Below are 12,079 nucleotides of genomic sequence, written 5' to 3' on the forward strand. Positions count from 1 at the left end.
GATTTGCACTGACTGGAAACGACAAGGGGATGCCTTTTAGCGGCAGTGCTGTCGTTGGAAGATAAGGGGGTAAAAAGAGGTGGTGGCTTGTGCCGGCCTCTTCGCGGCTAAAGCCGCTCCCACAGGTACTGCGCCAGTCTTCAAAACTGCACAAACCCTGTGGGAGCGGCTTTAGCCGCGAAAAGGCCGGTACAGGCTATTAGAGAACGACAGTCCTGTTGGCGTTGAGGAACACCCGCCGCTCAATGTGATAACCCACCGCCCGCGCCAGGGTCAGGCACTCGATATCACGCCCCTTGGCAATCAAGTCTTCAGGGTAATGGCTGTGGTCCACCACCTCGACACCCTGGGCAATGATCGGCCCTTCGTCGAGGTCGTTGTTGATGTAGTGCGCCGTGGCGCCGACCATCTTCACGCCCTTGTTGTAGGCCTGGTGATAAGGCTTGGCGCCTTTGAACCCGGGCAGCAACGAGTGGTGAATGTTGATCGCCCAGCCATCCAGACGCCGGCACAGCTCCGGCGACAGCACCTGCATGTAGCGGGCAAGCACCACCAGCTCCGCGCCGGTTTCTTCGATCACCTGGACCACCTTGCGCTCTTGCGCCGGCTTGTCCTTCGGGTCGAGGGCGAAGTGGTAGTAGGGAATCTTGTGCCAGTGCGCCAGGGGTTCGAGGTCCGGGTGGTTGGACACCACCGCGACCACGTCCATGGCCAGCTGGCCGATGCGCTGGCGATACAGCAGGTCGTTCAGGCAATGGTCGGCCTTGGACACCATGATCACCACCTTGGGGCGGTGATTGGGTGCGGTCAGCTCGAAGGCCATGCCGAACGCATCGCTGCGCTCGGCGAGGCCGGCACGAAAGCCCGCCTCGTCGAAATCGTCCGGCTGGCGGAACTCCACGCGAATGAAGAAGCGCCCCGACAGCCGGTCATCGAAGGAGTGGTGCTCCGTGACGTAGCAGCGCTGCTCGTAGAGGTAACGCGTCACCACGTCGACGGTGCCGAGCATGCTCGGGCAGTCGGCGGTGAGAATCCAGGTATCCGGTGCCCGACTCATGTTCTGCTCTCCTTACGCCTCGATGCTCAAGCCGTACTCGGCCGAAGCGTCCTGCAGCCACAGCCACCAGTAGTCGGAGAAGCTGCGGCGGATCACCAGTTCCCAGGTGTCTTCGGCGGTACGGCGGATCACCAGTTGCGACTTGGCGAACACGGTGCCCACAGCCTTGCCGACCGGGAAGTTGTTCGGGTGAACATCATAGCTGGTGGATTTCATCAGCACTTCGCGCACGTTCGGGCCGCGCAGTTCCAGCAGGCTCTGCCCACCGCTGACGTTGACCACCTGGATGTGCTGGCCTTCGAGGGCTGCGCGCAGTTTCTGTTCAATCGCCAGTTCCTGGCCGCCTGGGACGATCAGCAGCCACTCGTCAGGACCGACCCATTGCAGCGACATCTCGTTGTTGGCGACCACGGTCAGGGCAACCGGCAGCTCCAGGCCCAGGGCCTTGTGCACGCCGGCGGCAAATTCCGGGTTGTGGCCATCGCCACGGATGGTCAGGTGACCGAGGAATTTCTTTTCACGCAAGGTCACGCCTGCGTTCTTGCGGCCCTTGCCAACCAGGCTGGCCAGGTCGGCGTGGTGCAGTGGCGACTGGGCCTTGGCCTCGGCGCCGGGGTTTTGCTGGAAGACGTTGATAGCGCTCATTTCTTACCTGCCTTGAATTCTTGTTCGTCAGGGCGGTGCAGCACTGCAAGCAGGCTGCGCCGCCATCCGGGGCCTTAGACGTTCTGCCGCTCACCCTTCGGATCGAAGAACACCGAAGACACGATCTCCGCCTCGATCACGCTGCCATCCGCCTGCGGCGAGTACACACGCTCACCCATGCGCTTGAGGCCGCCCTTGACCACACCCATGGCGAACGAATAGCCCAGGGAGTTGGAGGCGTAGCTGGAGGTCACGTGGCCGACCATGTCCATCGGGATCGGCTGCTTCGGATCGAACACCAGCTGGGCGCCTTCCGGCAGCCACTTGGTCGGGTCGATCGGCTTCAGGCCTACCAGCTGCTTGCGGTTGTCGCGCAGGCAGTCCTCGCGGTTCATGCCACGCAGGCCGATCCACGAGAACGGCTTGTTGCGGCCCACGCACCAGCTCATGTTGAGGTCGTCCGGATTCATCGAGCCATCGGTGTCCTGGCCAACGATGATGAAGCCCTTCTCGGCACGCAGTACGTGCATGGTCTCGGTGCCGTACGGGGTCAGGTTGTACTTCTTGCCGGCCTCGATGATCTGTTCCAGCACGCCCATGGCGTAGTTGGCCTGCACGTTGACTTCGTACGACAGCTCACCGGTGAACGAGATGCGGAACACGCGGGCCGGTACGCCGCCAACGTTGCCTTCCTTCCAGGTCATGAACGGGAAGGCTTCCTTGTCCATGTCGATGTCGGTCAGCTCGCTGAGCAGCTTGCGGCTGTTCGGGCCGGACAGGGTCATGGTGGCCCAGTGGTCGGTAACCGAGGTGAAGTACACCTTCAGCTCTGGCCATTCGGTCTGGTGGTACAGCTCCATCCACTGCAGCACGCGGGCGGCGCCGCCGGTGGTGGTGGTCATGATGAAGTGGTTGTCGCCGACGCAGGCGGTCACGCCGTCGTCGAAGACCATGCCGTCTTCCTTGCACATCAGGCCGTAGCGGGCCTTGCCCACGTCGAGCTTGGTCCAGGCGTTGGTGTAGATGCGGTTGAGGAACTCGCGCGCATCCGGGCCCTGGATGTCGATCTTGCCCAGGGTCGAGGCGTCCAGCAGGCCCACGCTGTCGCGCACGGCCTTGCATTCACGGGCCACGGCGGCATGGATGTCTTCACCGGCTTTCGGGAAGTACCACGGGCGCTTCCACTGGCCGACGTCTTCGAACTCGGCGCCGTTCTTCACGTGCCAGGCATGCAGGGCGGTGAAGCGTACGGGTTCGAACAGGTGGCCACAGTGACGACCGGCTACAGCGCCGAAGGTCACCGGCGTGTAGTTCGGGCGGAACATGGTGGTGCCCATTTCCGGGATGGTGATGCCGATCGAACGGGCGGCGATGGCCAGGCCGTTGATGTTGCCCAGCTTGCCCTGGTCGGTACCGAAGCCCAGTGCGGTGTAGCGTTTGACGTGCTCGACCGACTCGAAGCCTTCGCGGGTGGCCAGTTCGATGGCGGCCGCGGTGACGTCGTTCTGTTGGTCGACGAACTGCTTGGGTGCGCGGGCAGTGCCTTTGTCGTGCGGCACCTGGAACAGCGCCACGGTGGCCTCTTCCTTGCGCGCCACGGTTTTCGGCAGGCTGCCAACGGTGGCCTTGAAGCCGGCTTCAGTGGCTGCGCGGGCGCCGCCTTCGAAGCCGTCGGCAATCACATCGCCGAGGGCGTAGACGCCGTTGATGCCGCCCACGCATTCGCGTTTCTGCGGGGCATCGCCTGGCACGAAGCCGAGGATGTCTTCACGCCAGACCGGGCGACCGCCCAGGTGCGACGCCAGGTGCACGATCGGGCTGTAGCCGCCGGAGGTGGCGATCAGGTCGCATTCGAGGGTTTCACCCGGGCTGGTGACCTTGTGCGCCTGCACATCGATGGCAGCCACACGGGCGCCGCTGACGTGCTTGCTGCCCTTGGCCTCGATAACGGCGCTGGAGGTGAGGATGCGGATGCCCTTGGCACGCGCTTCTTCAACCAGCGAACCGCGTGGGTTGTGGCGGGCGTCGGCAATGGCGACCACCTGCAGGCCAGCGTCGTGCCAGTCCAGCGCAGCGCGGTAGGCGTGGTCGTTGTTGGTCGACAGCACCAGCTTGCGGCCTGGGGCCACGCCGTAACGGCGGACATAGGTCGACACTGCGCCAGCCAGCATGTTGCCCGGCAGGTCGTTGTTGCCGTACACCAGCGGGCGCTCGTGGGCGCCGGCAGCCAGCACCACGCGCTTGGCGCGGACGCGGTGCACGCGGTGGCGCACCTGGCCGATCGGGGCGCGGTCGCCGAGGTGGTCGGTGAGGCGCTCGTGAATGGTCAGGAAGTTATGGTCGTGGTAGCCGTTGACCGTGGCGCGTGGCAGCAGGGTCACTTCCGGCAGGCTTTCCAGCTCTTTGACCACGGCGTTGACCCAGTCGGCGGCCGGCTTGCCGTCGAGGGTTTCGCGGGTGTCGAGCAGGCTGCCGCCGAACTCTTCCTGCTCGTCAGCCAGGATCACGCGGGCACCGCTGCGGGCAGCGGCCAGCGCGGCGGCCAGGCCAGCAGGGCCGGCGCCGACGATCAGCACGTCGCAGTGCTGGTTCATGTAGTCGTAGCTGTCCGGGTCGTTCTGCAGCGGCGCGCGGCCCAGGCCGGCTGCCTTGCGGATGTACTTCTCGTACGTCATCCAGAACGATTTCGGATACATGAAGGTTTTGTAGTAGAAGCCCGGCGGCATCATGCTGCCGCCGACCTTGCCGAGGATGCCCATGACGTCATTGTTGACGTTCGGCCAGCCGTTGGTGCTGGTGGCGACCAGGCCTGCGTACAGCGCCTGTTGGGTGGCACGCACGTTGGGGATCTGGGTGGCTTCGCTGGAGCCGATCTGCAGGATGGCGTTCGGCTCTTCGGTACCGGCGGCGATGATGCCGCGTGGGCGCGAGTACTTGAAGCTGCGGCCAACGATGTCGACGCCGTTGGCCAGCAACGCGGCGGCCAGGCTGTCACCGGCATAACCCTGGTAGGTCTTGCCGTTGAAGGTGAAGTTCAGGACCTTGCTGCGGTCGATACGGCCGCCGCTGGCGAGGCGATAGGTCTGGCTCATACTTTTTCCCCTTGGCCTTTGACGGCGGACGGTGCGGTCGCAGCTTTGCCTTCAGCGGTCACTTGCGGCTTCTGGCCAATCTTGTAGGTTTCCAGAATCTCGTAGGTCACGGTGTTACGGGTGACGTTGAAGTACTGGCGGCAGCCGGCAACGTGGTCCCACAGTTCGTGGTGAATACCGCGTGGGTTGTCACGGTAGAACATGTAGGTGCCCCACTCCTCGTCGGTGCAGGCGTTGGGGTCCAGCGGGCGGGCGATGTGCGCCTGGCCAGAGGCGTGGAACTCTTCTTCGGAGCGCAGCTCGCCACAATGGGGACAGAAAATATGCAACATGACGGTGGCTCCGGTTAGTGGGCGACGGCGGCAGCGCCGTGTTCGTCGATCAGTGCGCCGTTGTAGAAGCGGTCCATGGAGAACGGCGCGGCCAGTGGGTGCATTTCGCCCTTGGCCAGGCTCGCGGCGAAGACGTTGCCCGAACCCGGGGTCGCCTTGAAGCCGCCAGTCCCCCAACCGCAGTTGAAGAACATGTTCTTGACCGGGGTCTTGGTGATGATCGGGCAAGCGTCCGGCGAGGTATCGACGATGCCGCCCCACTGGCGGTTCATGCGAACGCGCGAGAGGTTGGGGAACATTTCGACGATGGCCTGCAGGGTGTGCTCGATCACCGGGTACGAACCGCGCTGACCGTAGCCGACCCAGCCGTCGATACCGGCACCGATCACCAGGTCGCCCTTGTCGGACTGGCTGATGTAGCCGTGTACGGCGTTGGACATGATCACGCTGTCGATGATCGGCTTGATCGGCTCCGACACCAATGCCTGCAAGGGGTGCGATTCCAGCGGCAGGCGGAAGCCGGCCAGCTTGGCCATGTGACCGGAGTTACCGGCGGTGACCACGCCGACGCGCTTGGCGCCGATGAAGCCTTTGTTGGTTTCCACGCCGATGACCGCGCCGTTTTCCTTGCGGAAGCCGATCACTTCGGTCTGCTGGATCAGGTCCACGCCCAGGGCGTCGGCGGCACGGGCGAAGCCCCAGGCCACGGCGTCGTGGCGGGCTACACCGCCACGGCGCTGAACGGTGGCGCCGAGGATCGGGTAACGGGTGTTCTTCGAGCAGTCCAGGTACGGGATTTCAGCCGCGACCTGGGCGGTGTTCAGCAGCTCGCCATCGACGCCGTTGAGGCGGTTGGCGGAGACGCGACGCTCGGAATCACGCATGTCCTGCAGGGTGTGGCACAGGTTGTAGACGCCGCGCTGGGAGAACATCACGTTGTAGTTGAGGTCCTGGGACAGGCCCTCCCACAGCTTCATGGCGTGCTCGTACAGGTGCGCCGATTCGTCCCAAAGGTAGTTGGAGCGCACGATGGTGGTGTTACGGGCGGTGTTGCCGCCGCCCAGGTAACCCTTCTCGATCACTGCGACGTTGGTGATGCCGTGTTCCTTGGCCAGGTAGTAGGCCGTGGCCAGGCCATGGCCGCCACCGCCGACGATAACCACGTCGTAGACCTTTTTAGGGGTCGGCGTGCGCCACATGCGCTGCCAGTTCTCGTGGTGGCTGAGGGAGTGCTTGAAAAGGCCGAAGCCCGAGTAGCGTTGCATGGTCGTTTACTCCACTCAGCGGTAAACAGGGAAGTCAGCGCACAGGGCCGCGACGTTCTTCGCCACATCGGCTTCGACGTCGGCGTCACCGAGGTTGTCGAGGATGTCGCAGATCCAGCCGGCCAGGGCCACACATTGCGCGACCTTGAAGCCGCGGGTGGTGACGGCCGGGGTGCCGATGCGCAGGCCCGAGGTGACGAACGGCGACTGTGGGTCGTTCGGCACAGCGTTCTTGTTGACGGTGATGTGCGCGCGGCCCAGGGCGGCGTCGGCATCTTTACCGGTCAGGCCCTGACGGATCAGGCTGACCAGGAACAGGTGGTTGTCGGTACCACCGGAGACCACGTCGTAGCCGCGGTCGATGAACACCTGGGCCATGGCCTGGGCGTTTTCGATGACTTGTTTCTGGTAGCTCTTGAACTCAGGTTCCAGCGCTTCCTTGAAGCACACCGCCTTGGCGGCGATCACATGCATCAGCGGGCCGCCCTGGGCGCCTGGGAATACCGCGGCGTTGAGCTTCTTCTCGATCTCTTCGTTGGACTTGGCCAGGATCAGGCCGCCACGTGGACCGCGCAGGGTCTTGTGGGTGGTGGTGGTGACCACGTCAGCGAACGGGATCGGGTTCGGGTACAGGCCAGCGGCAACCAGGCCGGCAACGTGGGCCATGTCGACGAACAGCAGCGCACCGACCTTGTCGGCGATGGCGCGGAAGCGTGGGAAGTCGAGGGTCTTGGAGTAGGCCGAGAAGCCGGCAACGATCATCTTCGGCTTGTGCTCGACGGCCAGGCGCTCGACTTCGTCGTAGTCGATCAGGCCGGTGTCGGTATTGATGCCATATTGAACGGCGTTGTACAGCTTGCCCGAAGACGACACCTTGGCGCCGTGGGTCAGGTGGCCGCCGTGGGCCAGGCTCATGCCCAGGATGGTGTCACCGGCCTGCAGCAGGGCCAGGTAGACGGCGCCGTTGGCCGACGAGCCGGAGTGCGGCTGGACGTTGGCGTAGTCGGCACCGAACAGTTGCTTGGCACGCTCGATGGCCAGCGCCTCGACCTTGTCGACGTGCTCGCAGCCACCGTAGTAACGCTTGCCCGGGTAGCCTTCGGCGTACTTGTTGGTCAGGCCGCTGCCCTGGGCCTGCATCACGCGCTTGCTGGTGTAGTTCTCCGACGCGATCAGCTCGATGTGATCTTCCTGACGCTGTTCTTCGGCATTCATCGCCGCCAGCAGTGCATCGTCGTAACCCTGGATCTGGTCTTGCTTGCTGAACATCGTGTATCTCCCGGCAGCGATCATTTTTTGTCGTGGGGCACTGTGGCCCTTTGTGGCGATGTTATGACTGGCCGGGGCGGGTCAGATGCCTGCGCACGCCTTGCAATGGCGCGTTTACGACATTCGCTGTGGTGTTGGCTTCTTCACGGGCGCGCCCGCTCCCACAGGGACCGCGCTCACCCTGTGGGAGCGGGCGCGCCCGCGAAGAGGCCAGCACAGACAACCCAGAATCGAGCCCATGCACAGCTTGTATAGGCAACCGCTGAATCGATGGTTTAGAGTGCTGTTCTGCGTCGTTCACAGGACAGAACTGCCATGACAGACAAGAGCCAACAATTCGCCAGCGACAACTATTCCGGCATCTGCCCCGAAGCCTGGGCCGCGATGGAAAAGGCCAATCAGGGCCACGACCGTGCCTACGGCGACGACCAATGGACCGAGCGTGCGTCGGAATACTTCCGCAACCTGTTCGAAACCGACTGCGAAGTGTTCTTCGCCTTCAACGGCACCGCCGCCAACTCCCTGGCCCTGGCCTCGCTGTGCCAGAGCTACCACAGCGTGATCTGCTCCGAGACTGCCCACGTCGAAACCGACGAGTGCGGCGCGCCGGAGTTCTTCTCCAACGGTTCCAAGCTGCTCACCGCACCCAGCGTCAACGGCAAGCTGACGCCCGAATCGATCCGCGAAGTGGCGCTCAAGCGTCAGGACATCCACTACCCCAAGCCAAGGGTGGTGACCATTACCCAGGCCACCGAGGTTGGCACTGTCTATCGCCCTGACGAGCTCAAGGCGATCAGCGCCACCTGCAAGGAGCTGGGCCTGAACCTGCACATGGACGGCGCGCGCTTCACCAATGCCTGCGCGTTCCTCGGCTGCAGCCCGGCCGAGCTGACCTGGAAGGCCGGTATCGATGTGCTGTGCTTTGGCGGTACCAAGAATGGCATGGCGGTGGGCGAGGCGATCCTGTTCTTCAACCGCCAGCTGGCCGAAGACTTCGACTACCGCTGCAAGCAGGCCGGGCAACTGGCGTCGAAGATGCGCTTCCTGTCGGCGCCGTGGGTCGGGCTGCTGGAAAATGGCGCCTGGTTGCGCCATGGCAATCACGCCAACCATTGTGCGCAGTTGCTGGCGTCGCTGGTGAAGGGTCTGCCGGGGGTCGAGCTGATGTTCCCGGTGGAGGCCAACGGGGTGTTCCTGCAGATGCCGGAGCACGCTATTGAAGCGCTGCGTGGCAGGGGCTGGCGGTTCTATACCTTCATTGGTAGCGGTGGCGCGCGGTTCATGTGTTCCTGGGATACCGAGGAAGAGCGGGTGCGTGAACTGGCGGCGGATATCCGCAGCATCATCACCGCGTGACAGATTGCCGGGAGGGCTTCGCCCTCCTTTCGCGACACAAGGCCGCTCCCACAGGAGGCCGCATTTTCATGCAGGTAACGCACATTCTTGTGGGAGCGGCCTTGTGTCGCGAAAGGGCCGCGAAGCGGCCCCGGCAATCTAGAGCTTGAACCCCCCCATCTGCCGCGCCAGGTCATCGGCCAAGCCACGCAACGCCTGACATTCCTCGCGACACCCCTGCACCTCGGCCGCCGTCTCCCGCGCCAGGTCGGAAATCCCCTGCACCGTCCGGTTGATCTCCTCCGTCACCGCCGACTGCTCCTCGGTCGCCGTGGCCACCTGGTGGTTCATGTCGCTGATGTGCTCCACCTGATCGGTAATCGCGCCCAGCGATGTGCCCGTACGCAGGCTCGATTCAACCCCGCTGCCCGTCGCCTGTTGCCCCGCCTGCATCGAACTGACCGCCGAACCTGCCCCTTGCTTCAGGCGCTGGATCATCTGCTGCACCTCGTCCGTGGACAGCTGCGTGCGCCGGGCCAACGTGCGCACTTCGTCAGCCACCACGGCAAACCCGCGGCCCATCTCCCCTGCCCGTGCGGCCTCGATGGCGGCGTTCAATGCCAGCAGATTGGTCTGTTCGGAAATGCTACGGATCACCGCCAATACTTCATCGATCGAAGCAACCTCATCCGCCAACTGGCTGACGGCATCGGCCGCCTTGCCGATATCACCCGACATGCCCTCGATACCGCGGATCGAACGCTGCACGACTTCACGTGCCTGCAACGCCTCCTCCCGCGCCGATTGCGACGCCTGCGCCGCGTCGCCGGCATTGCGGGCGATGTCCTGCACGGTGAGGCCCATCTCGTGCACGGCGGTGGCGACCATCTCGGTCATTTCCTGCTGGCGACCGGAGCGCTCGGCGGTGTTGTCTACCACCTGGGTGACCTGCTCCACAGCCAGGTGCAGCCGCTGGCTGGTGCGCAACACCTCGCCAATCAGGCCGCGCTGGCTGTCGAGGAAGCGGTTGAAACCACGGGCCAGGTCGCCCAGTTCATCCTGGCGGGCATCGTCCAGGCGATGGCTGAGGTCACCGCCCCCACCGCCGATCTCTACCAGCGCGGCGGTGACGCGGCGAATCGGCCGCACCAGGCCTCGCGCCAGCAATACCACCAGCAGCAACGAGATCAACGCAACCGCACCGCCGATCAGGCTGGTCAGCCACACCGCCTGGCGCATCTGCGCGTAGATTTCCGCCTTCGGCACCTCCGCCACCAAGGTCCAGTTCAAGTCGCGCAAGGGCAACCCCAGCGCCAGATAGTCTTCGCCGTCTCGGCTGAACTGGCCGCTGTGCAGTTGGCCGCCCTTGGCCATTACCGCCCTGGCTGCGTCCTCACCCATCTGCTCCGCGAGCTGACGCTTGCCGCTGAAGGCCGCGTCCGGGTGCACCTGGATCAGGCCATCATTACGCACCAGGAAGACCTTGCCGTGCTCGCCGAAGCTGAAGTCATGGATCAGTTTCGACAGTTCGGTCATGCGCAGGCCCATACCGGCCACGCCGACCAGCTTGCCGGCCTTCTCCACCCGGTAATCGATGAACAGCGCCAGTTCACCCGTCGCATGATCGATGTCGATATTCACCAGGCGTTCGGCGCCGCTGTCGATGTAGCCGTAGAACCACTTGTCATTGGGATTGCCGCGACTGAGCACGCGGTCCAGGCCAATCTCGTTGTAGTAGTTGCCCGTTTCGGTCGAGGCGAACAGCGTGGTGAACGCATGGTTGCGTTGCTTGGCGGCCTGCAGGTATTCGAGGAATTGCGGGGCTTGGGCGGGATCTTCGCCAGCGGCAAGCCAATCGCGCAGCAGCGTATTGCCGGCAATGTCGGCTGCAGCCACCAACGGCTGGCCGAGCATGCGCTCAATGTCGTTGCGGATGGCTTCGATGCTGGCCGGCAATGCGGTATCGACCAGGTAACGTTCGGTAAGGCGGTTGAGTGCCACCGTGAAGATGATCACCACCACCAGGATGCTCGCCAGTAGGGCAGCGCCCATGCTTGCAATCAATTGCCACTGGATGCTCTTACGCCAGATACGCATGCCCCGCTCCCCGCTCATTATTGTTTTGCGAGAAGTGTATACACTTGCGTATTCAGTTAATCCAGTGATCTAGAACAATGCATGGGACGCTGGGGCTGCTTTGCAGCCCTTTCGCGACACAAGGCCGCTCCCACAGGGAAATGCATTCTCTTGTGGGAGCGGCCTTGTGTCGCGAAAGGGGCGCAAAGCGCCCCCAGCATTCAATCAGGACTCAGCGATAGTCTTGACGATAGCGTCCACCGTGGCGTCGATCTGCGCCTGGGTACGCTCGAGGGTCTGCTGGTGTTCCTTTTGCAGTTCGACTTGCTTGGAACACAGATTCAGCGCGGCCAGCACCAGCAACTTGTCGCCGATCAAGGTCGGGTACTGGCGCTTGGTTTCGTTCAGCGCGGTGTTGAGCATCCGCACTGCCTGGGCCAAGGTCTCTTCCTGGCCTTCCGGCGCCTTGATCGAATAGTCGCTGCCGAGGATCGACACGACATTGATCGGCTGCGCTTGCAGTCTCATGCGCCGACGACGCCAGCACTGGCGCGGTCAACCAGCGCCTGGATGCGCGCGGCGGTGGCGCCGTGCTTCTCTTCCTGCTCCATCAGCGACAGCTGCAGGGTTTCGTTTTCTTCCTTGGCCTGGGCCAGTGCCTGGTCGAGGGTGGTGTTCTGCTCAGTGAGTTGAGCGTTTTTCTGCATCAGGTCGCTGACCAGTTGCTCGAGTTGATTCAGGGAGGCTTCCAGCATGGGTCTATCTCGGGTTGTTGCAAAGGGCGCACACGATAAAGAAAAGCGTGAGCCCCCGCCATTAAATATCGGATTCTTAAGGTTTCTACCCCGCAGATTGACAGGGTATCGGGCCCCTTGTTCCGACTTGGGTCAACCGCCGGTCAGGTAAATAGTTAGCTGGCTCACATTTTTCCTCGGTCAGCCTCAAGACTGGTCAGTCACGACCGATAGACAGGCAGGTCATATTTCGTCGCACGGACCGCGCCTCCAT

At 63.4% G+C, this 12,079-nt stretch carries 10 protein-coding genes and 1 pseudogene; 1 reads left to right on the forward strand and 10 read right to left on the reverse strand.

Features of this window, described 5'->3' with window-relative positions:
• Positions 1–199 precede the first annotated feature (199 nt).
• The 6 genes from purU to N430_RS23175 form a co-directional block, all read right to left on the reverse strand.
• Complete coding sequence (gene purU, locus N430_RS23150) at positions 200–1,057, reverse strand: formyltetrahydrofolate deformylase (protein ID WP_110639194.1); 858 nt, start codon at positions 1,055–1,057, stop codon at positions 200–202.
• 12 nt (positions 1,058–1,069) lie between these two features.
• Entirely contained in the window at positions 1,070–1,702 is a 633-nt protein-coding gene (locus N430_RS23155; RefSeq protein WP_110639193.1) for a sarcosine oxidase subunit gamma, read from the reverse strand.
• Between the two features lie 74 nt (positions 1,703–1,776).
• Complete coding sequence (locus N430_RS23160; protein WP_110639192.1) at positions 1,777–4,794, reverse strand: sarcosine oxidase subunit alpha; 3,018 nt, start codon at positions 4,792–4,794, stop codon at positions 1,777–1,779.
• Positions 4,791–5,126: a sarcosine oxidase subunit delta gene (locus tag N430_RS23165; RefSeq protein WP_110639191.1), complete on the reverse strand. Its 336-nt coding sequence runs from the start codon at positions 5,124–5,126 to the stop codon at positions 4,791–4,793. Before N430_RS23165 ends, N430_RS23160 begins: the two co-directional genes overlap by 4 nt.
• Before the next feature lie 14 nt (positions 5,127–5,140).
• A complete protein-coding gene (locus N430_RS23170; RefSeq protein WP_003255680.1) occupies positions 5,141–6,391 on the reverse strand; it encodes a sarcosine oxidase subunit beta family protein in 1,251 nt (416 codons plus the stop codon).
• Positions 6,392–6,406: 15 nt separating this feature from the next.
• Entirely contained in the window at positions 6,407–7,660 is a 1,254-nt protein-coding gene (locus N430_RS23175; RefSeq protein WP_110639190.1) for a serine hydroxymethyltransferase, read from the reverse strand.
• A 315-nt stretch (positions 7,661–7,975) separates the two neighbouring features.
• On the opposite strand from N430_RS23175, the gene N430_RS23185 reads away from it, so the two are divergent.
• Positions 7,976–9,016 (forward strand): low specificity L-threonine aldolase, encoded by a 1,041-nt coding sequence (locus N430_RS23185; RefSeq protein WP_110639189.1) that lies wholly within the window; start codon positions 7,976–7,978, stop codon positions 9,014–9,016.
• A gap of 138 nt (positions 9,017–9,154) precedes the next feature.
• On the opposite strand, the gene N430_RS30080 is transcribed toward N430_RS23185, so the two are convergent.
• The 4 genes and pseudogenes from N430_RS30080 to N430_RS23200 form a co-directional block, all read right to left on the reverse strand.
• Positions 9,155–9,892, reverse strand: coding sequence for a methyl-accepting chemotaxis protein (locus tag N430_RS30080; RefSeq protein ID WP_371922790.1), 738 nt, complete (start codon positions 9,890–9,892; stop codon positions 9,155–9,157).
• 126 nt (positions 9,893–10,018) lie between these two features.
• Positions 10,019–11,110, reverse strand: a pseudogene (locus N430_RS30085) (cache domain-containing protein); the annotation flags it as partial.
• A gap of 186 nt (positions 11,111–11,296) precedes the next feature.
• Positions 11,297–11,599: a cell division protein ZapA gene (locus N430_RS23195; RefSeq protein WP_027917545.1), complete on the reverse strand. Its 303-nt coding sequence runs from the start codon at positions 11,597–11,599 to the stop codon at positions 11,297–11,299.
• The gene (locus N430_RS23200; protein WP_110639187.1) at positions 11,596–11,826 is read right to left on the reverse strand and encodes a hypothetical protein; all 231 of its coding nucleotides are present in this window, start codon (positions 11,824–11,826) and stop codon (positions 11,596–11,598) included. Before N430_RS23200 ends, N430_RS23195 begins: the two co-directional genes overlap by 4 nt.
• Between the last annotated feature and the right edge of the window lie 253 nt (positions 11,827–12,079).

Origin of the sequence: Pseudomonas sp. CC120222-01a (genome assembly GCF_003097235.1) — a bacterium.
Classification (GTDB): Bacteria; Pseudomonadota; Gammaproteobacteria; order Pseudomonadales; family Pseudomonadaceae; genus Aquipseudomonas.

Coding starts and splice junctions, on each gene's coding strand:
- N430_RS23185 (WP_110639189.1), top strand. CDS start 7,976: ATGACAGACAAGAGCCAACAATTCGCCAGCGACAACTATTCCGGCATC.
- N430_RS23160 (WP_110639192.1), bottom strand. CDS start 4,794: ATGAGCCAGACCTATCGCCTCGCCAGCGGCGGCCGTATCGACCGCAGC.
- N430_RS23195 (WP_027917545.1), bottom strand. CDS start 11,599: ATGAGACTGCAAGCGCAGCCGATCAATGTCGTGTCGATCCTCGGCAGC.
- purU (WP_110639194.1), bottom strand. CDS start 1,057: ATGAGTCGGGCACCGGATACCTGGATTCTCACCGCCGACTGCCCGAGC.
- N430_RS23175 (WP_110639190.1), bottom strand. CDS start 7,660: ATGTTCAGCAAGCAAGACCAGATCCAGGGTTACGACGATGCACTGCTG.
- N430_RS30080 (WP_371922790.1), bottom strand. CDS start 9,892: ATGACCGAGATGGTCGCCACCGCCGTGCACGAGATGGGCCTCACCGTG.
- N430_RS23165 (WP_110639191.1), bottom strand. CDS start 5,126: ATGTTGCATATTTTCTGTCCCCATTGTGGCGAGCTGCGCTCCGAAGAA.
- N430_RS23170 (WP_003255680.1), bottom strand. CDS start 6,391: ATGCAACGCTACTCGGGCTTCGGCCTTTTCAAGCACTCCCTCAGCCAC.
- N430_RS23200 (WP_110639187.1), bottom strand. CDS start 11,826: ATGCTGGAAGCCTCCCTGAATCAACTCGAGCAACTGGTCAGCGACCTG.
- N430_RS23155 (WP_110639193.1), bottom strand. CDS start 1,702: ATGAGCGCTATCAACGTCTTCCAGCAAAACCCCGGCGCCGAGGCCAAG.